The sequence below is a fragment of the Micromonospora sp. NPDC049107 genome, assembly GCF_040648595.1.
GTDB lineage: Bacteria > Actinomycetota > Actinomycetes > Mycobacteriales > Micromonosporaceae > Micromonospora.
The window spans coordinates 278385-301927 of record NZ_JBEZEC010000010.1; the positions used below are offsets into that span (position 1 = coordinate 278385).

Annotated in this window: 9 protein-coding genes; 5 read left to right on the forward strand and 4 right to left on the reverse strand. The window is 70.5% G+C overall.

Annotated elements, in window-relative coordinates; all coding sequences use genetic code 11:
* Positions 1 to 140 precede the first annotated feature (140 nt).
* From AB0B55_RS24985 to AB0B55_RS24995, 3 genes are all read right to left on the reverse strand, one after another.
* A complete protein-coding gene (locus AB0B55_RS24985; protein WP_357128442.1) occupies positions 141 to 3215 on the reverse strand; it encodes a BTAD domain-containing putative transcriptional regulator in 3075 nt (1024 codons plus the stop codon).
* A 352-nt stretch (positions 3216 to 3567) separates the two neighbouring features.
* A complete protein-coding gene (locus AB0B55_RS24990) occupies positions 3568 to 4299 on the reverse strand; it encodes a kinase (RefSeq protein ID WP_357128439.1) in 732 nt (243 codons plus the stop codon).
* A 270-nt stretch (positions 4300 to 4569) separates the two neighbouring features.
* Positions 4570 to 15066: an amino acid adenylation domain-containing protein gene (locus AB0B55_RS24995; RefSeq protein ID WP_357174179.1), complete on the reverse strand. Its 10497-nt coding sequence runs from the start codon at positions 15064 to 15066 to the stop codon at positions 4570 to 4572.
* 122 nt (positions 15067 to 15188) lie between these two features.
* On the opposite strand from AB0B55_RS24995, the gene AB0B55_RS25000 reads away from it, so the two are divergent.
* Positions 15189 to 15833, forward strand: coding sequence for a 4'-phosphopantetheinyl transferase superfamily protein (locus tag AB0B55_RS25000; protein ID WP_357128433.1), 645 nt, complete (start codon positions 15189 to 15191; stop codon positions 15831 to 15833).
* A gap of 320 nt (positions 15834 to 16153) precedes the next feature.
* On the opposite strand, the gene AB0B55_RS25005 is transcribed toward AB0B55_RS25000, so the two are convergent.
* Positions 16154 to 16804: a TIGR00730 family Rossman fold protein gene (locus tag AB0B55_RS25005; protein ID WP_091606509.1), complete on the reverse strand. Its 651-nt coding sequence runs from the start codon at positions 16802 to 16804 to the stop codon at positions 16154 to 16156.
* A 357-nt stretch (positions 16805 to 17161) separates the two neighbouring features.
* Here AB0B55_RS25005 and pucL point away from each other — a divergent pair, with 357 nt between their 5' ends.
* The 4 genes from pucL (at position 17162) to xdhB (ending at position 23530) form a co-directional block, all read left to right on the forward strand.
* Positions 17162 to 18067 (forward strand): factor-independent urate hydroxylase, encoded by a 906-nt coding sequence (gene pucL, locus AB0B55_RS25010; RefSeq protein WP_091606513.1) that lies wholly within the window; start codon positions 17162 to 17164, stop codon positions 18065 to 18067.
* A gap of 87 nt (positions 18068 to 18154) precedes the next feature.
* Positions 18155 to 19492 (forward strand): allantoinase AllB, encoded by a 1338-nt coding sequence (allB, locus tag AB0B55_RS25015; RefSeq protein ID WP_357128426.1) that lies wholly within the window; start codon positions 18155 to 18157, stop codon positions 19490 to 19492.
* Positions 19489 to 21117: an FAD binding domain-containing protein gene (locus tag AB0B55_RS25020; protein WP_357174183.1), complete on the forward strand. Its 1629-nt coding sequence runs from the start codon at positions 19489 to 19491 to the stop codon at positions 21115 to 21117. The genes allB and AB0B55_RS25020 overlap by 4 nt, the downstream gene beginning before the upstream one ends.
* Before the next feature lie 19 nt (positions 21118 to 21136).
* Positions 21137 to 23530 carry a xanthine dehydrogenase molybdopterin binding subunit gene (xdhB, locus tag AB0B55_RS25025; RefSeq protein WP_357174186.1) on the forward strand — a complete coding sequence of 798 codons (2394 nt, stop codon included), beginning with the start codon at positions 21137 to 21139 and terminating at the stop codon, positions 23528 to 23530.
* Positions 23531 to 23543: the final 13 nt, after the last annotated feature.

Here is a 23543-nt window from a genome sequence, read left to right on the forward strand (position 1 = left end):
CACACCGCCCCACCCGTCGAGGAGTGACGACCATGTACTCGATCCCGAACACCCCGGCCCGCTCGCACCACGCCACCGCCCCGGGCCGCACTGACACCAACTGGGGGTGACCGCAGATCTGCCCGGCCCCGCCGGACCGCTCAGGAGGCCTCGCCGACCTGGAACGCCAAGGAGGCCGAGGTGAGCCTGCGTACCAGTTCCTCGGCGAGGTCACGGGCATCTTGTGAATCGACCTTACCGAGTATGGTCAGCGCCTCCCGCCAGGCCGCCATCGCCGTCGCGGTGTCCGCGATGGTGTCGCCGAGCAGGCGCAAACCTCGGGCCTGCCACACCTGGTCGCCCAACTGACGGAAGCTCTGCAGCGCGGCGCCGGCCAGGCGCGCGGCCATGTCCCGCGAACCGATCGCGTACTCGGCCTCTGCCCAGGCGAGCTGGATGCGGGCACTCACCATCCGGTCGCCGCTCTCCGCGGCGACCTTGCCCGCCTGGCGCAGCGTGCCGACGGCACGATCCGCATCGCCGGCCGCGGTCTGCGCCAGGCCCTGGCCGTAGCGCGCGTAGGCCTCGCCGATCCGGTCGCCGTACTCGACGACGATCTCCAGGACATCGTGAAAGCAGTCGAGCGCGGTGCCGATGTCGTCACCCTTCAGGGCCACCTCGCCGAGGCGGTACCGCAACTGTGCCTCCATCCGGCGGCTCCGTCCCTCGGTGAGCCGGATCGCCTCGGTGAGATGCCCGAGCGCAGCACGCCGGTCGTGGGCGATGACGGCCAGCTGGGCCAACCCGGACAAGACGTGGGCCTCCCCGATCACGTCACCGGCGAACCTGAACCACTCACGCGCCTGCTCGTACTTGCGCCGGGCCTCCTCGTGGCGGCCTTGCGCCCGATCGATGAAGGCCAGGTTGCGCAGGACGAGCGCCCGGCCGTACAGCACCCGTTGGTCGACGAAGAGCTCGTCGGCGGCACGGGACAACCGGGCCGCGTCGTCCAGGCGGTACTCCGCGGCAGCCAGGGCGCCCATGGAGTAGAGGACCGCGGCCTCGCCGTACTTGTTGCCCGATCGCCGCACTGCGGCGAGCGCGCTGTCGTGCGTGGCCCGCCACTCGACGAATTCCGACCGCACCTCGAAAATGGTCACCAGCGTCACCGCGAGGTCCCAGCAGAGGTCGTCGGCGCCGAGGTCAGCGGCCTGACCGACCATCGCCACCAGGGCATCCTTCTCGACCGCGAACCATTCGAGCGGGTCGGCCAGTAGTTCTTCGCAGAGAGTCTCATCGACCTTCCAGCGAACCGCGTCACTGTGCAGGACGGTGTGGTCGCCTCCGTACTCGCTGCGGTGGGCCTTTTCCGCGACATACAGCCACGCGCCCAGAGCCCGGCGCAGCGCCTCGGCCCCATCCTCGGCTCGGTCCTCCGCGTCGTGGCGTTCTGCGGCGAAGATCCGGATCAGGCCGTGCATCCGGAACCGGGCTCGGCCGCCGACCGGGGTCTCGACCTCCAGCAGCTGCGCCGTCACCAGCTCGCTGAGCGCCTCCGCACCTGCGTCGTCGTCCGAGCCGAGCAGGGGTGCGCAGATCCATTCCGGGAAATCGCGTGCCTCCAGCACGCCGAGCAGCCGAAGCAGTCGGCGTGCCGGGTCGCTGAGCCACTCGTAGCTGGGAGCGATGTTGGCCCGGAGGCTCTGTTCGCCATGCGACAGTTCGTCGAGGCGCCGGCTCGTGTCGGCGAATCGCTCGGCCATCCGAGCCACTGTCCAGTGGGGCCGGATGAGGAGTCGCCCGCCTGCCGCGCGCAGCGCCAGCGGCAGGTGGCCGCACATACTGCTCAGTCGCAGCGCCTGGGTCGGCTCGGCATAGATCCGACCGGGCCCCGCGATCTGTGCCAGCAACTCGACCGAGTCGCTGGGTTCGAGCAAGGGACATTCCACGTGGTGAGCCGCCGGCAAGGCGGTGAGCCGGCGGCGGCTGGTCAGGATGACCACGCTGGGGGCGGAGTTGGGCACCAGCATGCGGACCTGCTCCTCGTCCGCGACCTCGTCGAGAACCATGAGCACGCGCCGCCCGGAGAGCAGGGCTCGCAATGTCTCGGCACGCTCCTCGATGCCGCCGGGGATCATCACGTGCGGTACGCCGAGGGCACGCAGGAACCGCTCCAGGACCTGGGCGGCGCCCAGCGGGGTGTTGTTGCCGTTGAGCCGGGCGTAGAGCTGCCCGTCGGGAAAGAAGTCCTTCGTCGCGTGTGCCACCCGGATCGCCAGGGCGGACTTGCCGACACCGCCGGTGCCGGAGACCGAGATGATCCGGGGCGCCGCGTTCCCGTCATCCGGTTCCGCGGTGACTATCTCCTGGAGCCGGTCGAGCAACGGCCGGTTGCCCGTGTAGTCACCGATGTCGGGCGGGAGCAGCCGGGCCGGGCGGTAGTCGGCCGGCGTGACGTCGGCAGGCTGGGTCGCGGCCCTCGGATCCAGCTCATAGTCGGTTTCACCGCCCAGGACCGCACGTTCGACCTCGCGCAGCTCGGCGCTCGGCTCGATGCCCAGCTCGTCGACGAGTGTCTGGCGACCGTCGCGGTAGCAGGCCAGGGCCTCCCCCTGGCGACCGCTGCGAAACAGCGCGAGCATCAATTGCGCCCGCAGGTGTTCGCGCAGCGGGTTGGACGCCACCAGGTCGGCGAGTTCGGCGATCATCTCCTGGTGGCCGCTCTGGCGCAGTCTCAGGTCCATGAACTCCTCGACCGCCCGCAACCGCATCTCTTCCAGGCGAGCGCCGGCAGCTGCCACCAGCCGGCTCTCCACCCCGGCCAGCGCGTCGCCCCGCCAGAGCTTCAACGCGCGTTCGTAGCGGCCGATCGCCTCATCGAGCCGCTGCTCCTCGGCGCTCTGTCGGCCCTCTGCCACGAGCCGCTCGAAGACGAGCAGGTCGACCTCGTCGGGCCCGGCGTGGATCAGGTAGCCCGGAGCGCAGGTCTCCAGCCGGTCCGGCAGGCCGACGTCGGCGAGCGCCCGCCGCAGCGCGGAGACGCAGATCTGGATCTGTCCTCGCGCGGTCTGCGGTGGGGCGTCGTCCCAGATGGCTGTGGACAGCCGGTCGACCGGGACGACCCGGCCCGCCTCGAGCAGCAGCATCACCAGGACGATGCGCTGCCGCGCCGCTCGGATGGTGGCTGTGCCTGTCGGGCCTTTCACCCCCAGCGTGCCGAGGATCTCGAAGTTCATCACAGCCGCAGTCCCCCGTGGTCTCGGCTCCGTCTGTTACACCTTGCGACGCGCGGCGAAATCGCCCTCGCACCCCTGGCGATGGGCAAGGGCATTGCCGTTGATCACTGTCCGAATCGTGAGCGTAACAGCTCGGAGCGGGGCCGTCGAGCGTTCAACAATCCGCTGTGTAGGACCAGCGATCACTCTCGGTCCGAATATGAGCCCTGACTACGCGGCGGCGTTATGTATTTTGAGCGGCCGGTATGCCGACCCGAAGATTCGCTTTCCAGAAACCGGGGAGGCTGAGTAGACCCATAGCGATCACCGACCTGACCGGACGACATCGGGCGGCGGACCGACCGGCGAACCGTCAACGGGCTCCCGGCCCAGAGCGGGACCCGGTGGGAAGATCGGTCGACTGCGGCATCGTCGGCATGGATCGGTCGACCCAGGCCCGGCCGGCCAGGGCGCGGCAGCCGTACCGTACCCGGGCGAGCTTGTCCGGGTAGTCGGGGTCGTCGTCGGCGAGCAACAGGCCGAGGATCGTTCCGCTGTGCGCGGCGACCACCCCGAGGGCGCCCGTCGCGGCCGAGAGGGCCACCAGGTCGCCGAGCATCGACTTGGGACGCAGCCGCTGGTTGAGCAGCGCGCTCCGGGTGGCCACGGCGCCGACCGTCGCGAGATCCCCCTTGCCGATCGCCACCGTGATCTCATCGAGCAGGCTGCGGTACTCCCGCCGCTCGGCGCGGCCGAACGGTTTGGGAATGCGGTTGAAGTCGACCGTGTCGACCTGGCCACCCTCGTCCACGCCCACGATCGTCGTTGCCGGCAAATGACCCAGCATCGCTTGCAGCCGGACCTGCCGGTGCAGGAAGGCCACCACACCGGGATACATCACCCCGTCGGTGGGCTCGATCGGGCGCAGCAGTGACTCGATGTCGGCCGGGGTGAGCGTCACCCCGATCGCCTCGCTCACCGCCCGCACGGTGGCCACCAGATCGGCCGAGGAACTCGCCTGGCCCTTGCCCTCGGTGAGATCGCCGTCGAGGGTGAGCCGACCACCGCCCCACACGCCGTACCGGCGCAGCATGGCCTCGGCCACTGCCCGTGATTTCGTCTTGCTCCGTGGTGCGACTTCGACCCTCGATGCGCCTGGGTGTAACTCGAAGTACGCCGAACATCCCCGCCTGATCGGCAGCGTTACCAGGAAATCCGTACCCGGTTCCGGCAACACGCCCTGAAGCAGCTCACCGAAGGTGCCATAGGCCCAGCCACGGCCGACCTGCACCGGCCGGCCATCGAACGCGGCGCGGGCCGATCCCGATGCGATGATCATTTTTCTCCCTTGGTCGGCGCGTTACCGGATCGTTGGTCACAGCGTCGGCGGCATGGGGAATTCCAGTTCCGCGAACAGATCGGCCAGGAATGGCCTCCCCCCGATGTTCGAGAGGACGACCAGACCCGCTCCGTCGTCGAGATCCGTCGCGGTCATGCACTGGAAGCTGTGCCGATCGCCGGGATGACCGAACCACCGGTGACCGTCGACGACCTTGCTGACGCAGCCCAGGCCGTACCGACCGCCCGGCACCTCCGGCGTGATCATGGCTTGCGCGGACGCCCGGTCGAGCACCCGCGACGGTTCGCCGGTGGCAGCTGCCCGGATCTCCACCGCTACCTTGGCCAGATCGGCGGCGGTCGTCCACAGGCCACTCGCGGCCTGCTGGGGGAAGACTCGCCAGCCGCCGGGCAGGTGCGTGCCGTCGTCCCGGTGGCCGTGCGCCACACGGCCCGGCCGCAGGTGCGGGAACGCCTGGTCGAAGCTGCTGTCACGCATGCCGAGCGGATCGAGCACCAACCGTCGCATCGTCTCGGCGAACGGCTCGCCGGTGACCGCCTGGAGGACGCTCTGCACCACGGTGAAGTTCGCTCCGGAATAGCCGAACGTCCCTGCCGCGCCCGTCATCTCGATCGGCGGTGTCGCGGCCGGCGGCCGACCCAGGATCATGTCGGCGAGGGTGGGCAGCGGGTCCGCCTGCTCATGGCCCGGGTGGCCGTACTGCACCAGCCCTGCCACGTGGCCCAGCAGGCCCCGCAGGGTGACCGGTCCCGACGCGCCGCGCAACCCGCCTGTCAGGTGGGTACGCACGTCCGCGTCCAGGTCCAGCACGCCGTCCATGGCCAGCCGCAGCACGCCCACCGTGGTGACGTGTTTGCTCACCGAACAGGCCTGGAAGATCGTTTCGGCATCGACCGCCGCACCCCCACGGGCGTCGGTCGTTCCCTCACCCCAGGCCCGGGCGACCTGCCCGTCGGCGATCACCGCGACACTCACCGCCGGCGCCTGACACCGCCGACGCGCGGCGGCCATCAGTGCCGAGCCCGGCTCGAGGCGCTGCCAGGACGCCGGAACCGGCCGGTCGGCCGGTGCCGCCAGCTTTCGAAGTCGCTGCAGGTGCTCCTGAAGACGCCGGCGGCCCACCCGCTCCTCGACGTTTCCGGCCGGGAAGGTCCAGTCGACGTGCAGCCGGCCGTCTCGCACCCACGACCTGACGTCCAGGAGGTAGCGGCGCTCACCGGCGGGGGCCCGGGCCGTCGAGTCGTCGTCCACGCCGTGGAACAGGCCCGCACCGTCGCCCTGGTCGAGCAGATGACCGAAGTGGGTCAGGCTGACCCACGACCTGGATGCCAGATCGGCCTGGCCCGCCAGGTGACGCAACAGTCCATGTCCGATCCCATGGTGCGGAATCGCCGCCAGGGTGTCGGCCAGGGCGTCCACCGCCGTGTCGACGCCACCCCGGCCGACCGGCCGGACGACCACCGGGTACCTGGCGGTGAACCAGCCGACGGTGCGGGAGAGATCCACATCATCGAACAGCGGCTCGCGGCCGTGGCCCTCGATGTCGACCGAGACCGGGAGGCCGCCGCCGGCCCATTCCACCAGCACGTCCCCGAGAGCGGCCAGCACCAGCGTCTGCATCGGCACCCCGTGCGCCGCCCTGCGGGTCAGCCGGCTCGTGTCCGCTTCATCGAGCACCGCCTCGACCGTGCGGGTCGCCGACTCACGATTGATGCCGCCTACATCAACTGCGGGCGGTGGCGCCACCGGCTCGCGAGCCACCGCCTGCCACAACTCGCGTTCCTCGTCCAGCTTCCCGCTGCTCGCGTACGCGGCGAGCCGCGTGGCCCACTGCCCGAACGAGGTCGGGACCGGCGTGAGCGCGGCGGGATCGTCGGTTCGGTACACGGTGGCGAGGTCGTCGAGCAGGATGCGCCAGGAATACGTGTCCACGGCCCAGTGGTGGACCACCACCACGACGCGGTCGTCGAATCCGTCGGCCCGGATCAGTGCCGCCCTGAGCAGGGGGCCGTCGGCCAGGTCGAGACCGGTGTGCAGCCGATCGGCGATGGCCCGGATCTCGTCCCGTCGCTCATCGGCTGTCCGGGTGCCGAGATCGACCACCCGTAGCGGATTGGTGTCCGACACCGGCGCGACCCGCTGGCGCCGGTCGGGCGCGGCGCGGTCGAGACGCAACCGCAGCGCGTCGTGCTGGGCGGTCAGCGCCCGCAGAGCCCGTCCCAGGCGGCCCGGATCGGCGGCGCCGTGCCAGTCCACCTGCACCGACTGGTTGTAGTGGTCGTGCGGCACACGTTGGTCGAGCAGACGATGCTGCGCCGGAGTGAGCGGTACCGCCGACCAGGGGTCCGGGTGCTCGGCACGCGGGGCCGCCACCTCCACCGCCGCGCCCGGCGCCACGGTGGCGGCCAGGTCTCGCAGCCTGGTGTCGCGCAGCACGTCCTGCACAGTGATCGACAGGCCGGCACGCCGCCCCAGGGTGACAACCTGGAAGGCGAGGACCGAATCGCCACCGAGGGCGAAATAGTCGTCCTCTGGCCCCACCCGGTCGAGGCGCAGCACGCCCTTCCAGATCTCCGCGAGCACCCGCTCGGCCTCCGTGACGGCGGCGGCGAGCCCCGTCCCGGCCGGCCCGGCGGCGCCCGACGACGCGGCCGGAGCCGGTTCCGGAACGACCGGCGCGGGTACGACTTCGCGCCACGCGGCGACCGGGTCGTCGGCGGGCGCAACGGTGACGGCCTCGAGCAGCATTCGGTAGTGCCCGAGGAGTTCCGCGACCGCGTCCCGGTCATAGACTGCGTGCTCGAACTTCAGTCCGAGCTCGAGGTGACCGGCGACGCTCACGGTGAGCACCAACGGGAACGCGGTCTCGCCCGGAGCGCCGTCGCTCTGGTCGACCCGCAGGCCGGCCCACTCGCCCTCCTCCTCGTCGGCGGCGCGCTCCAGGACGAACAGGTTGGTGAACAGCCGTTCTCCGCGGGGCACATCGACGCATCGGGCAATCTCCACCAGGGATGCGCCGGCATGCTCCTGTTGGGTCAGGCGGCCTCGGTGCACCTCGGTGAGCCAGTCGCCGATCGACATGTCCGGGGACACGCCGATCCGGGTGGGCAGGGTGTTCATCAGCATCCCGACCATGCGGTCGATGCCGGGCACGTCGGCGGACCGGCCGGCCAGCGTGGTGCCGAAGACGACGTCATCGGTGCCGCAATGCCGGCTCAGGAGCAACGCCCACGCCCCCTGCAACAGATTCGGCAGGCTGATCCGGTAACGAGCTGCGGTGTCGCGCAGAGCCTGGAACAGCGAATCGGCGAGAGTGCTCTCCTCGACGCCGATGCCGGTTCCCGGGCGTCGACCCGCTGCGACGGCGGGTAGCGGCGTGGGACCGCGCAGGCCGGCCAACGTTCGCCGCCAGTAACCCATGTCCCGGTTCGCCGGGTGGCGGTCGAGCCAGGACAGGTAGTCACGGAACGGTGCCGGCGGATCGGCCGGCAGGGCACCGCCGGTACGCATAGCGGCGTATGTCTCCAGCACCTCACGGCTCACGATCGACCGGCTCCAGCCGTCCAGCACCAGGTGGTGGACGTTCCACAGCAGGCGGTGGCGCGTCGAACCGGTTCGGATCAGAACCAGCCGCATCGGCGGTCCGGCGGTGAGGTCGATCCCGCGCTCCCGTTCGTCCGCGGCCAGCCGCTCCAGCCAGCCCACGCGCTCGCCGTCAGGAGTGGAACGGCAGTCCCAGCGTTCGACCACGATCGGCTGGGCGCGGACGACGACCTGCACCGGGTGCGGCAGGTCCTGCCAGATGAACCGGGTCCGCAGGGCCGCATGCCGGTCGATGACCCGCTGCCACGCCGTCACGAACGTTCCCACGTCGAGATCGCCGTCGAGGTCCCAGATGAACTGGCGGAAGTACTCGTCCCGCTGCGGGTCGGCGAGCCGGTGCAGCAGCATGCCGGTCTGCAGGTGGGTGAGCCGGTACACCTCGGCCGTGTCCAACTCCCTCAGCTGGGTACGCAGGACGGCGGCAGCCTCGTCGTCCAGCCCGGTGAGCGGGTCGGGCCCGGCCACCGGTGGCTCCGCAGCCGATCGCTCCGGAGCGGGCTCCGCCGCTGCCGGCTCCGCGAGGGTCACCACGGCCGCGAGACCGGCGACGGTCGGATGGCGGAACACGTCACGCGGGTTGACGGCGAGACCGTACTCCTGTGCCAGAGCGACCAACCGCACCGAGACGATGGAGTCGCCACCGAGCCCGAAGAAGTCGTCGTGCACGCCGACCCCGGTCACACCGAGCGCCTGTTCCCAGACACTGACCAGGCGTCGCTCGGTCTCGGTGCGGGCAGCGACGTACCCGGCTTCCTCATCCCGGGTGACCGGGCCCGGTGCCGGCAGCCGGCTGCGGTCGACCTTGCCGGCCGCCGTGAGCGGCAGCTCCGGCAGACAGACGAACTGTGCGGGACGCATGTAGGTGGGCAGGTCGCGGGCCAGCCATTCCTGCAGGTCAACGGCGCTCGGCAGCTGCCCATCGGGGCGGGGCACCAGGTACGCGACCAGCCGACGATCGCCTGACTCGTGGGCGAAGGCGGCGACCGCACCCTCGACGATGTCGGGATGAGCCAGCAGCCGGGCCTCGATCTCCCCCAGTTCGACCCGGTATCCGCGGATCTTCACCTGATCGTCGCAACGGCCCAGGAAGTCGAGGTTCCCGTCGGCGCGCCACCGGGCCAGATCCCCGGTCCGGTAGAACCGGGCGCCCGGCTCCGACGCGTACGGATCCGGCAGGAACCGCTCCGCCGTGACCGACGGCCTGCGATGGTAACCACGGGCGACACCGTCACCGCCGATGAACAACTCCCCCGTCACACCGATCGGTACCGGGGAGAGGTGACGGTCGAGCACGTACATCCGGATGTTGGCGATGGGCCGGCCGATCGGGAGCGGCAGCTCCGGATCGACTTCGTCCGGCAGGACATAGGTCGAGCAGCCGACCACCGTCTCGGTCGGGCCGTACTCGTTGATGATCCGTGCCCGTGGAGCCGCCTTACGCCAGCCCAGGGCGGTTTCCGTACGCACCTCGTCGGCGCCCACCACGAAGGTGCGCACCGAATGGACGCTGTCGGGCTGCACCATCCGACGCAGCACGTCGAGATGCCCCGGCGTGATCTTGAGCAGACTGAAGTCGGCCGGCTCGGTGAGCAGGTCGGCGAGATTTCCGAGGCCCTCGTCGGGCGGCAACAGTGTCACGCTCAGCCCGGCCGTCAGCGGCAGGAAGAAATTGGGAACGGAGAGGTCGAACGCGATGGAGCCGACCATCGGAGCGCCGTCCGCGCCGTCGATCCCATAGCCGGAACGCGCCCACCACAGATAGTTGATCAGACCTCGATGGTCGATCAGCACGCCCTTCGGCCGTCCGGTCGAGCCGGAGGTGTACATGATGTAGACCAGGTTGCGCGCCGTGACACCCGTCTGGGGCGACGTGGCCGGTCGCTCTGCGATCTGCGCGGCCTCGGCGTCGAGCAGCACCGCGGGCAGGTTCTCGCCGTCGGTGGCCAGCGCCGCGAGGTCGGCCCGGGTCACCACGAGCCGGGCACCGCTGTCCCGCAGGTAGTACTTCAGCCGGTCACTTGGATGGCCGGGGTCTAGGGGGAGATAGGCGCCGCCGGCCTTGAGCACGCCGAGCAGGGCCACGAACATCTCGACGGAATGGTCCAGGAGCACGCCGACGATCTGCTCGGGGCCGACGCCTCGGGCACGCAGGTGGTGCGCCAGCCTGTTCGCGGACTCGTCCAGGTCGGCGTAGGAGACCGAGGATCCGTCGACATCGACGATCGCCGTAGCGGCGGGATTCTCGCGAGCCGCCTGCTCGAACAACTCGTGCAGGCACGTCTCCGACGGGTACCACGCGTCGGTGTCGTTCCATGTCCGGAGCACACGTTCGCGCTCGACGTCGGGCAACGCGTCGAGCGTGTCGATCGAGCCGGACCGGTCATCGGCGATCGCGGTGAGGATGATCGCCAGGTGCGCGAGCAGCCGCCGGATGGTCTCCGCCTCGCCGCAGGTGCGTTGGTACGCCAGTTGCAGGCACAGCCCGTCCCCCGCCGTCACGTCCAGCACCAGCGGGTAGCCACTGTCCAGCGCGGTGCTACCGGGCACCGGGGACACTTCCGGCGGCAGCGCCGGTTCGCGCTCCTCGTGCTGGAACACCACGATGCTGTCGAACAGGCGCTCGTCCGCCCGCACCGCGCTCTGCCGCTTGGCGTCGACCAGCGAGCAGTGGACGTGCTCGTGCAACTCGGCCATCTGATCCTGGACTGCGCGGGCCACCGCGCCGGCGGTGATCCCCTCTTCGATCCGCATCCGGACCGGGAGGGTGTTCATCAGCAGGCCGACGACCTGTTCGATCCGAGGGAAGTCCCCGGACCGCCCGTTGACGGTGACCCCGACGACCACGTCGTCCCCGCCACCGAACCGACGCAGCAGCAGTCCCCAGGCCACGGTCACCAGCGAGCCCAGCGACACCCGCCAGCGGCGCGACACCTCGGTCAACCGATCCAGCTGGCCCCGGTCCAGGTTCAGCAGTTCGAGCGCCGTACCCGCCCGGCCGCCTTCCTCCGTCGGCAACCGGTTGACCGGTAGCGCGGTCGGCGTGGTGAATCCGCCGAGCACCTTCTGCCAGTGCACGGCGTCCGCGTCGCGGTCGCGTCCGGCGAGCCACGCCCGATGTGCTGCCGCCGGCACCGGGTCGGGGAGGTCGACGGACGTGCCGTTGCGGAGGCCGCCGACGATCTGGAACAGTTCCCGGACCACTATCTCGGTGCTCCATCCGTCGAGCAGGATGTGGTGGGTCCGCCACACCAGCCGGTAGGACGAGTCACCGGTGCGCAGCGCGGTGAATCGGTTGGTCGGACCGGTCAGCTCGATCGGTTCGGCCCGGTCCTCGGCGAGGAAGTCCTCGTACCGCCGCGGAGACGCGTCGGCGCGCCAGTCGAGGACGACCAGTTCCGGCTCTGCGCGACAGTGCACCTCCTGGACCGGATGTGGCCGCCCGCGCCAGGCGAACCGGCTGCGCAGCGCGGGGTGCCGGGCGCAGACCTCGCGCAGCGCCGAGGCCAGCGCCTCCTCGTCGAGCGGCTGGTCCACATCGAAGGCGTGGTACTGCGCGTACCGGTTCTCCGCCGGGAAGGCGATCGTCTCGAACAGCATCCCTTCTTGGAGGGCGGAGAGCCGGTGCACGGACTCCACGCCGTCCGGTAGCGGTTCGGCAGCGCGGGCCGGGGCGGCGCCGTGGCCGTCAGCGGCCGGGCCGTCCGTGGCGCGGAGCGCCGCCACCACCTCGGCCACCGTCTGGTGCCGTAGCAGCAGACGCGGGGTCACCGGCAGGCCGGCGGCGCGAGCCCGGTTGGCGATCCGCACCGCCAGGATCGAGTCGCCACCGATGTCGAAGAAGTTGTCCCGCACGCCACAGAAGTCGAGATCGAGCAGCTCGGCCCAGATCGCGGCCAGCACCCGCTCGGTCTCGTCGCGTGGCCTGGTCGGCTCCGCTCGCGATGCGGCTGCCGGTGACACGTCCGGCAGCGCCTTCCGGTTCACCTTGCCGCTCGAGGTCAGCGGCAGCGCGTCCAGGGGCACGTACGTGGCCGGGACCATGTACTCCGGCAGCGTGCCGCGCAGATGGGCCGTCAGATCGCTCGCCGACAGCACGTGCCCGGGCGTCGGCACCACATAGGCGACCAGCCGCAGAGCGCCGGCCGAGGTCTGCTGTGGCACCACTGCGGCCTGCGCGATGTCGGGGCGGGCCAGCAGGGTCGAAACGATCTCATCGAGCTCGATGCGGTGGCCGTGTACCTTGACCTGATCGTCGATCCGTCCGAGGAATTCGAGGGATCCGTCGGTACGCCACCGCGCGACGTCGCCCGTCCGGTACATCCGGCCGCCGTGGAACGGGTCGGGCACGAAGGAGCCAGCGGTCAGTACGGGCCGGCCGACGTATCCGCGGGCGAGGCCGACACCACCGATGAACAGCTCGCCGGGCACCCCGACGGGCATCGGGCGCAGGGCGTCGTTCAGGACGTACAGCCGCGTGTTGTCGATCGGCCTGCCGATCGGGACGGTCGCCTCGCCCGGCGCAGACACACAGGTGTACGCGGACACGTCGATCGACGCCTCGGTCGGGCCGTACAGGTTGTGCAACTCGGCCGTGAGCCGGGAGCGAGCCTGATCCGCCAGCCCGGCCGGAAGGGCTTCGCCGCTGCAGATGACGTGGCGCAGGCTGGGAAGGTCGTCGACCGTGGGATCGGCGAGGAACTCCGCGAGCATCGAGGGCACGAAGTGCACGACGGTCGCGGCGCTGCGGCGGATGAGGTCCGCCAGGTACGCCGGGTCCTGATGTCCACCAGGCTCGGCGACCACCAGACGCGCGCCGACGGTCAGCGGCCAGAAGAACTCCCACACCGACACGTCAAAGCTGAACGGCGTCTTCTGGACGACAGTGTCGCCGGTGCCGATCGGGTAGGCCTTCTGCATCCACTGCAGCCGGTTGACCACACCCCGGTGCGGTACACAGACGCCCTTGGGCCGCCCGGTCGAGCCGGAGGTGAAGATGATGTATGCGAGGTCGTCCGGTGACACTGCCGTCAGGCCGGAAGTGCCGTCGTCGGTGATCGCCGCCTGCCGGTCCACGTCCAGCACGACGACCTCGTCGCCGGTCCAACGACCGGCGGTCTCCTGGTCGACCAGGACGACGGACATCCCGGTGTCGGCGACGATCATCGCGTGTCGGCCGTCGGGATGATCGGGATCGAGCGGCACGTACGCGCCACCTGCCCACTCGACAGCAAGCAGCGCGGTCACCAGCCTGAACGAGCGCTGCAGGCAGACCCCGACCGGCACATCGGGTCCTACCCCGGCTCGCCGCAGCCCCGCGGCTACCCGGCTCACTCGGTGCGCCAGTTCCGCGTACGTGAGCGTCTCCTGGTCGTCGACGACGGCGCAGGCATCCGGGGTCCGGGCCGCCTGCTCGGCGAACAGGGACGCCAGGGTCGTCTCGCGCAGCGGCACCTCGGTGTCGTTCCAGGACCGGAGCTGCCGGTGCAGGTCGTCGGCCCCCAGCAGATCAAGGTCGCCGGTCCGGCGTGCGGGATCGGCGGCCATCTGCTCCAGGACGGCAACCAGACTGCGCAGCAGCCGCCGTGCGGTATCGGCCTCGAACAGATCCGTGGCGTACCGGAGCTCCAGGCGGATCGCGCCGTCGTCGTCGCGCGCCACCAGCGTGAGTTCGAACTTCTCGGTGGCCTCGTCGAGGTCGACCGGCTCGGTGGTGATACCCGGAAGGTCCCACCAGTCCTCGTGGTCGTCCAGGTATTGGAACAACACCTGGAACAGCGGGTTGCGATCCGGCGCGCGTCGCACGTTCAGCGCGCGGACCACCTCCTCGATGCTGACGTCGGCATGGTCCAGCGCCCCGGCCACGGTCCGGCGCAGGCGGATCATGAGGTCACGCAGCTCCGGCCCGTCAGCCAGATCGACCGGAACGGCGACGGTGTTGACGAAGAGCCCGACAGTCTCGTCGGTGCCGGCCGTGCCACGGCGCGACATGGGCGTCCCCACCGCGAAACGCGTTTGCCCGCTGTAGCCACCAAGGGTGGCCGCGAGCCCCGCCAGCACCGCGACGAAGGGCGTCACGCCGGCCTCGGCAGCGACCTGCCGTAGCCGGTTCGCCGTGTTCGGGGGCACGGTCATCACGACCCCGTCGCCGCGGTATGTCGGTTCGGGCGGGTGCGGCCGGTCGATGGGAAGTTCCAGGTACGGGTCGACATCCGAGAGGGCCCGGCGCCAATGGTCCAGGTGGGTCTGCCGGCCGTCGGCAGCGCCTTCGAGGGCCCGGCGCGCGTAGTCGGTGTAGCGACCCGGCGCCGCGACGTCCGCGACGCCGCGATAGAGCCGGCTGAGGTCGGTGGCCAGGATCTGGCAGGACCATTCGTCGGCGATCAGGTGGTGCAGGTGCAGCACCAGGAGGTGATCGCCGTCCGCCTCGACGAGAGCAGCGCGGAACAGCGGTCCCGCCTCGAGGTCGAAGCGCCGCGCCAGCTCGGCCCGGACCGAGGCCATCGGGTCGCCTCCGTGCTCGGTCCGGTCCACCACGGTGAAGGCGGCCGGCCCCGGGGCGCGGACGATTTGCATCGGTCCGTCCTCGGTCTCGACGACGACGGTACGTAACGCCTCGTGCCGGGCCACCAGACGATCCAGCGCGGTCCGCAATCTGCTGACCTCTACGGCCCCGTGCAGTCGCACGACCTCATGCACGCTGTAGAGCCCCTCGTGTGCGCCGAGCATCTCTCCGACGAGCCACAGAGAATGCTGCTCCGGCGACAGCGGGACGGGCTCCTCGGGCGACCGTGCGGCGTCCGGTGTCTGCACCGGGCTCGCGGTCGGCGCGGCTCCGCGCAGCAGCCGTTCCGTGACACTGCGCCGTGCCGCGGCCAGCAGATCCTCGCGCTCGTCAGGAGTGATGGTCATGGGCCGACTCTCGGCCGGTCGCCTATCGGCCCGCTGTCCCGCCGTTACCGGTTGGAGGCGCCGGTCCGGGATACGTGGACGATAGGGGGTGTCCACCGCGCTCAGGCCGTAGACTCTGGTCGATGCTCGCGACTCTGCTCCCGGCCGCCGTACGCACCGCTGAGGCGTTCTCCGACATACCCGGCGAGCCGGTGTTCCCTGGCGAGGAGGACCTGGTGGCGAACGTCGTCGACCTCCGGCGCCGGGAGTTCGTCACCGCCCGCCGCTGCGCGCGCGAAGCCCTGCGGCGGCTCGGTGTGGCTCCGGCACCGATCCGGATCGGTGCCGAACGGGCGCCGGTCTGGCCGACCGGGGTGGTCGGCAGCATCACGCACTGCACCGGCTACCGAGCGGCCGCCGTCGCGCGCTCGGCCGACCTGATGTCGGTTGGCATCGACGCCGAGCCGCACCAGACACTGCCGGCCGGAACCCAGGACTACATCGTCGCGCCCGGCGAGGCCGACATGCTGCGCGACCTGCGCAGTGCCCATCCTCGGACGCATTGGGACCGGCTGCTGTTCAGCGCGAAGGAAGCGGTGTACAAGGCGTGGTTTCCGCTGACCGGACGGTGGCTCGGACTGCCGGACGCCCGGCTGACCATCGACCCCACTGCGGGCCGGTTCAGCGCGCAACTGCTCGTCGACGGACCGCGGTCCCGGTTCTCCGGACGCTTCCTGGCGACCGACCGGTTGATCCTGACCGCGGTGGCGGTCGGGTCAGGCGATTGACAAGCCCACCCCGCCCGCTCGACGGACGCCCCGAACGGGCGGCCGGTCGACCTCTGAACGCTCCGGTACGCATTGATCGACAGTGGGCGCCGGCGGCGGACGTCCGTTGAACAGACACCCTGGGCCGACCCGGCGGCTGCCCGTGACACGGCCCTCGCGGCAGGTGACCTGGCGGCGGCCGAGGTGCCGCCGGGCGGCCACCCGAGCGGTCGGTCGCACCTCGGTCGGCGGTGTCGCTGTCGTGCAGCATGCGCGGACCGTCGAGGTACGAAGAGTGGGTCACGACCCGCCTATGGGACTCGGCAACCGATGAACTCGGCTCAGAGCCGCTCCGCGTCGACGGCGGCCAGTCCCGCGGTGTGGTTCGCGTGCCTCTCCACGCACCGCAGCGCGTCCTCCGTGGTGCCGGTCACCGAGCAGAGCGAGCCGAGGTCGGGATCGGTGAAGCCCCAGTCGGTCAGCTCCTGCGCCATTCCGAGGAACCGATCCCAGAACCCGTCGGTGTTGACCAGCACGATCGGCTTGGTCAACACTTTCAGCTGGTTGAGGCTTATCACCTCCAGCACCTCGTCGAGAGTCCCGAACCCGCCGGGCAGGGCGACGAACGCGTCGGCCTGGGTGAGGAACGCCACCTTGCGCTCGCCCAGCGTCGAGGTGACCACCGTCTGCTGCGGTGGTGCCGCGATGCCTCGCTCCTTCTCGACCAGGAACGTGGGAATGACCCCGGTCACGGGCGCACCGTGCCGCTGCGCGGACCACGCCACCTCGCCCATGAGCCCCGAACCACCACCGCCGTAGAGCAACCGGTGACCGCGTCGGCCGATCAGCAGACCCAGGTGCCGGGCCGCCTCGGTGTCGGCCGCCCGCCGGCCCGGCCGGGCGCCGCAGAAGACACAGATGGTCAGGGGACGCGCCGCAGCGCCTCGGGGATCAGGCTCGGTCGGCGCCGCCGACATGACTCGCAGGCTCATGACACTGCATTGGGGACGCCGCGTCTATCACCAAGATATCGACGGCGAGCAGGACGACAAGAGATCGCCGATAGGGCGGCGACAGGTCAGCGGTGGACGGTGATCCCACGATGAAGGAAACCCGACGTCCACGAGCCCCGTCCCTCTCGGGCGCGGTGGAGATCCACTTGGGGATCGCCTCGACTCCTACGCGTTGGCCCTGCCTCGTTGCCGTCGGCATCAGCACGAGACGGGATCCGGCGGCTCGCACCCGATCCGCGCCCCGGGTGGGGAGCTGATCGGGGACGGCCACCGGCTGGACGGCCACCACGATGCGGACATCGACAGGACGACCGACCGACACGTAGGAGGGACGTCATGGGTACCGTGCTCAGCTTCGACCAGTACGGCAAGGCCGAGAACCGCGTCGTGCGCATCTACCGGGACAACCCGCGACACGAGATCTGGGATCTGAACGTCTCCACGGCGTTACGCGGTGACTTCGCCGCGGCGCACGTCGAGGGAGACCAGCGGGATGTGCTACCGACCGACACCCAGAAGAACACCGCCTTCGTGTACGCCAAGAAGCACGGCGTCACGTCTCCCGAGGACTACGCGATCGCGGTCGGCCAACGGCTGATCGAGGCGTCCCCCAAGGCGTCCGGCGCCCAGGTCCGCGTCGAGCAGTACGCCTGGGACCGAATCGACGTCGACGGGGCCGGCCACGACCACGCGTTCCTCCGCCGCGGCGGAGCCGTCCGGACGACCGTGGTCACGCTCTCCGGGCGGAACGCCGAGCAGCTGGTCCGCGTGGTTTCCGGCCTACGTGACCTGGTCCTGCTCAAGTCGACCGGTTCGGAGTTCAAGGGTTTCCTCCGGGACGAATACACGACGTTGCAGGAGACCGACGACCGCATCCTCGCCACCTCGCTCGTCGCGAGGTGGCGGTACGCGGGTACCGAGGTCGACTGGAACTCGACGTACGGCGCCATCAGTGCGTCGCTGCTGGAGACCTTCGCCACCACCTACAGCCGGGCGCTACAGGAGACCCTCTATCTGATGGGAGCGCACGTGCTCAAGGCTCACGAAGAGGTGGCCGAGATCCGCTTCTCCGCACCCAACAAGCATCACTTCCCCGTTGACCTCGCCCGATTCGGCCTGGAGAACAGCGGCGAGGTGTTCACCGCCACCGACCGGCCGTACGGGCTCATCGAGGCCGCCGTGACCCGCGACGACGCGCCCGAGCCGGGCGACGCCTGGCTCGCCGTGCCGTCCTTCCTGTGAACTGACGAGCGACATGGCCGACTCCGGGCGTCACCGCCTCGCCATCTGTTGTCCGCTGATCGCCGGACGGCCCGACGAGGCGCGATCATGATGCTGGATCTCGTCCTTCGCAGTCGACGCGTGGTCATCGAGGGCACCGAGACCGCGGGTGTGATCGGTGTGCGTGACGGGCGCATCGCCGTCGTGGCACCACTCGACGCGAAGCTGGAAGCCCAGGAGTCGATCACTCTCGCTGATGACGAGGTGCTTCTGCCCGGCCTGGTCGACACCCATGTGCACGTCAACGAGCCCGGTCGTACCGAGTGGGAAGGCTATGCCAGCGCGACCCGGGCAGCCGCAGCCGGCGGAGTGACCACCATCGTGGACATGCCGCTCAACAGCATTCCACCGACGACCACGCCCACCGCGCTGGCCACCAAGCAGGGCTGCGCCCGCGGCCAGACCTACGTCGACGTGGGCTTCTGGGGCGGGGCAGTGCCGGGCAACATCACCGATCTGGCGGCCCTGCACGACGGCGGAGTCTTCGGCTTCAAGTGCTTCCTGCTCGACTCCGGGGTGCCGGAGTTTCCACCGCTGGACGCTGCGGAGTTCGTCGCGACGATGGCAGAGACGGCTCGCCTCGGTGCGATGCTGATCGTGCACGCCGAGGACGCCGAGGTGGTCGCACTGGCGCCACGCCCCACCGGGCCGGAGTACGCGGCCTTCCTGCGTTCCCGCCCGCACCAGGCCGAGGATCGCGCGATCGACCAGGTGATCAACGCCGCGCGCGCGACCGGTGGCCGGGCCCACGTCCTGCACCTGTCCAGCGCCCACGCGCTGTCAGGGCTCACCGCAGCCAGGGCTGCCGGTGTCGATGTCTCGGTGGAGACCTGCCCGCACTACCTGACGTTGTCCGATACCGATATCCCGGATGGAGCGACCCAGTTCAAGTGCTGCCCGCCGATCCGCGACGGCGGCAACCAGGACCGGTTGTGGCAGGCGCTCGCCGCCGGAGACATCGACATGGTCGTCTCGGACCACTCACCCTGTACGCCCGAGCTCAAGCTGCTCGAACACGGCGACTTCGGCAAAGCGTGGGGTGGCATCGCGGGCCTGCAGCTGGGACTGCCGGTGGTATGGACGGCGGCCCGCTCGCGCGGGCACTCGCTGGCCGACGTGACGCGTTGGATGGCGCAGCGCCCAGCCGAGCGCGTCGGGCTGCCGTACAAGGGTCGCATCGCCGCCGGCGCCGACGCGGATCTGTGTGTTTTCGCCCCGGACGCCGATTTCGTGGTCGATCCGGCGAGCCTACTGCACCGTCACCAGCTGACGGCGTACTCGGGTCGACGGCTGGCCGGCATCGTCCGGCAGACCTGGCTTCGCGGGCGGCGCGTACGTACGGAGGGACAGCCGCTCGGGAAGCTGTTGATGAGGGGAAGAAGATGACCGGGACGCACCATGCATTCCGACCGGACCTACCCGGTCGGCAGGAGCCGACCGCGGGCCGAGCGGTGTCGACCGACACGCCCCCGCTGCCTGACGACACCACGCGGAGCGGCGGCGACATCACGGTCAACGGCCGGATCACTCCACTCGGGGATGTCACGCCACACACCACGGCGCTGGAATGGCTGCGTGGACGAGGCCTCACCGGCTGCAAGGAGGGTTGCGGAGAGGGTGAGTGCGGCGCTTGCGCGGTGCTCGTCGCCCGACCCGGCGTTGATTCGCCCACCGAATGGGTGGCGGTCAACGCATGCCTGTTGCCGGTCGCCGCCCTGGATGCCCAGGAGATCCGCACTGCCGAGGGGCTGGGCAGCCCCGACCGCCTGCACCCGGTCCAGCACGAGATGGCCGTCCGCGGTGGATCGCAGTGTGGCTACTGCACACCCGGCTTCGTCTGCAGCATGGCTGCCGAGTACTACCGGGCCGGAAGACGGGCGTCCCCGGACGGCGACGTGACCGGACACGACAAGGGGCCCAACGGCTTCGACCTGGACGCCCTCAGCGGCAACCTGTGCCGCTGCACCGGATACCGGCCGATTCGCGACGCCGCGTTCGCACTCGGTCCACCGGTGCCCGACGACCAGCTTGTGCAACGCCAGCAGGCGCCCACGGCGCCGCCCCGGCCCGTTCGGCTGCGGCACGGGGGCCGGGAGTTCGTCCGGCCGGCCTCGCTGCCCGACGCCCTGCGACGGCTTCGCGAGCAGCCCACTGCCACCGTGGTGGCCGGCTCCACCGATTGGGGTGTGCAGGTGAACCTGCAGGGCGCCCGGGCCGAGTCGGTCCTCGCGATCGACCGCCTCGCGGAGCTGCGGAAGCTGATGATCACGCCGGAGAGCATCGAGGTCGGTGCCGGACTGACCCTCAGCGAGATCGAGCGCCGCCTCGCGGGCCGGGTGCCGCTGCTCGCCCACATGTTGCCCCTCTTCGCCTCCAGGCTCATCCGCAACAGAGCCACCATTGGCGGCAACCTGGGCACCGGATCCCCGGTGGGCGACACCGCGCCGGTGTTGCTCGCGCTTGCCGCCGAGGTCATCCTGGTCAGCGTCGACGGCGAACGCAGGGTGCCGCTGGCGGACTACTTCACCGGGTATCGGCGCAGCGTTCGTCGCTCCGACGAGCTGATCCGGGCAGTGCGGATCCCACGCCCGCTCGCCGGCCTCGTCGCCTTCCACAAGATTGCGAAGCGGCGGTTCGACGACGTCACCAGCGTCGCCGTCGGCTTCGCCCTCGACGTCGTCGGTGGAACGGTCACCCGCGCACGCATCGGCCTGGGTGGGGTGGCGGCCACACCGATCCGGGCCCGGGCGACCGAGGCGGCGCTGGAGGGCAACCCCTGGTCCGCAGCCACCGTCGCTGCCGCCGCTCGGTCTTTGCGCCGCGAGGGCACACCGCAGGACGACCACCGGTCCAGCGCCGAGTATCGAGCCGCGATGCTCGGCCAGAGCCTACTCAAGCTCTACGCCGAGAACCCGGCCCCGTACGAGATCGCCGCAGTCCCCGGCGGACGGATCGCCGCGGCCACCGAGCACCAGGCCGAGAGGAGGCCACGGAATGAGCGCGCTGTCTGAGAGGCCGGAGAGTCCCGCGGTGGGTGCAGCGGTCCCGCACGAGAGTGCGCGGCTGCACGTCACCGGTGCGGCACAGTTCACCGACGACCTGATCCCTCGTACCAAGGATGTGCTGCACGCCCACCCGGTACAGGTGCCCCAGGCGCACGCCCGGGTCACCGCGCTGCGAGTCGCCCCGGCGCTCCGCGTGCCAGGTGTCGTCCGGGTGCTCACGGCCGCCGATGTGCCCGGAGTGAACGACGCCGGGATCAAGCAGGACGAGCCATTGTTCCCCGAGGAAGTCATGTTCTTCGGCCACGCCGTCTGTTGGGTGCTCGCCGAGACGTACGAGGCGGCACGTGTGGGCGCGGCCGCCGTGGAGGTCGAGACGGAGCCGTTGCCCTCCTACGTGACCGTGCGGGAGGCGATCGCCGCCGACAGTTTCCAGGGCGCCATGCCGCAACTGGTGCGGGGCGACGTCGAGACCGGTCTGGCCGACGCCGTGCACGTCTTCGGTGGGGAACTCGAAATCGCCGGGCAGGAGCACTTCTACCTGGAGACGCACAGCTCGCTGGCCCACGTCGACGAAGCCGGGCAGGTCTTCGTGCAGAGCAGTACCCAGCACCCCTCGGAGACCCAGGAGATAGTCGCCCACGTGCTGGGCCGGGCCAGCAACGAGGTGACCGTCCAGTGCCTGCGCATGGGCGGCGGCTTCGGCGGCAAGGAGATGCAGCCACACGGCCTCGCTGCCATCGCCGCGCTGGGCGCGACGTGCACCGGCCGCCCGGTACGGGTGCGCCTGACCCGCGCCCAGGACCTGACCATGTCGGGCAAGAGGCACGGGTTTCTCGTCGAGTGGCGGGTCGGGTTCGATGCGGCGGGCCGGCTGCTCGCGCTCGAAGCGACCCTGACCTCGGACGGCGGCTGGAGCCTCGACCTGTCCGAGCCGGTGCTGGCCCGCGCGCTGTGCCACGTTGACAACGCGTACTGGTTGCCACATGTACGACTCAACGGCCGCATCGTGCGCACCCACAAGACATCCAGCACTGCCTTCCGGGGCTTCGGGGGCCCGCAGGGGATGCTGGTCATCGAGGACATCCTCGGCCGCTGCGCCCCACTGCTCGGCATCGACCCGATGGAACTGCGCCGACGCAACTTCTACCGCCGCGGGCAGACCACGCCGTACGGCCAGTTGGTCCGGCACCCGGAACGGCTGGACAGGCTCTGGCGTCAGGTCGTCGACACCGGTGACATTGCCGCCCGGCAGCGGGAGGTCGCGGCCTTCAACGCCGCACATCCGCATGCCAAACGTGGCCTGGCCGTCACGCCGGTCAAGTTCGGCATCTCGTTCAACCTCACCGCGTTCAACCAGGCCGGCGCACTCGTGCACGTGTACCGGGACGGGTCGGTGCTGATCAACCATGGCGGCACCGAGATGGGTCAGGGCCTGCACACCAAGATGCTGCAGGTAGCAGCAACCGAGCTGGGCATTCCACTGGGCCGGGTGCGGCTGGCGCCCACACGTACCGACAAGGTGCCCAACACCTCGGCGACCGCAGCGAGCTGCGGTGCCGACCTCAACGGTGGCGCGGTCAGGCAGGCCTGCGAACAGCTTCGCGAGCGGCTGACCCGGGTGGCCGCCACCATGCTGGGGCTGAACGCCGCCGACATCAGCATCGTCGACGGTGTGGCGCGGGGTACCGGGGCCCCTACCGGCGTCGAGTGGAACGATCTGGTGCGGACCGCGTACTTCCAGCGGGTGCAACTGTTCGCGGCGGGTTTCTACCGCACCGAGGGGCTGTACTGGGACTCAGCGGCGATGCAGGGCTCGCCGTTCAAGTACTTCGCGTACGGGGTGGCCGCCGCCGAGGTCGAAGTCGACGGGTTCACGGGCACGTACCGAACGCGACGGGTGGACATCGTGCACGACGTCGGGGACAGCCTGTCACCGCTCATCGACATCGGACAGATCGAGGGCGGGTTCGCACAGGGCGCGGGCTGGCTGACCCTGGAGGACCTCCGTTGGAACACCGGCACGGGAGCCGCGCGCGGCCAGCTGGCCACGCGAGGGGCCAGCTCGTACAAGCTGCCCAGCTTCTCGGAGATGCCGGAGGTCTTCAATGTGACGATGTTGGCCGACGCGGCCGAGGAGGGGGCGGTCTACGGCGCCAAGGCGGTGGGCGAGCCGCCGCTGATGCTCGCCTTCTCCGTGCGCGAGGCCCTGCGCCAGGCGGCGGCCGCGTTCGGGCCCGCCGGCATCAGCATCGACCTCGCCTCGCCGGCCACCCCCGAGGCGGTCTTCTGGGCGATCGAGCGGGCCCGGGCGTGCGGCGGGCACGGCCCCACGGCGGACGCGGACCTCGCTCCGGGTGGGGCGGCGAACGCCGGGCACCCGACGCCGGAGCGGGCCCCGCGGACGGTGAGTCATGTCTGAGGGAACCTGGCTG

Bases quoted from the DNA above. Each gene is read 5' to 3' on its own strand.
- AB0B55_RS24985 (WP_357128442.1), bottom strand. From the start codon at position 3,215: ATGAACTTCGAGATCCTCGGCACGCTGGGGGTGAAAGGCCCGACAGGC.
- AB0B55_RS24995 (WP_357174179.1), bottom strand. From the start codon at position 15,066: ATGACCATCACTCCTGACGAGCGCGAGGATCTGCTGGCCGCGGCACGG.
- AB0B55_RS25000 (WP_357128433.1), top strand. From the start codon at position 15,189: ATGCTCGCGACTCTGCTCCCGGCCGCCGTACGCACCGCTGAGGCGTTC.
- AB0B55_RS25005 (WP_091606509.1), bottom strand. From the start codon at position 16,804: ATGAGCCTGCGAGTCATGTCGGCGGCGCCGACCGAGCCTGATCCCCGA.
- pucL (WP_091606513.1), top strand. From the start codon at position 17,162: ATGGGTACCGTGCTCAGCTTCGACCAGTACGGCAAGGCCGAGAACCGC.
- allB (WP_357128426.1), top strand. From the start codon at position 18,155: ATGATGCTGGATCTCGTCCTTCGCAGTCGACGCGTGGTCATCGAGGGC.
- AB0B55_RS25020 (WP_357174183.1), top strand. From the start codon at position 19,489: ATGACCGGGACGCACCATGCATTCCGACCGGACCTACCCGGTCGGCAG.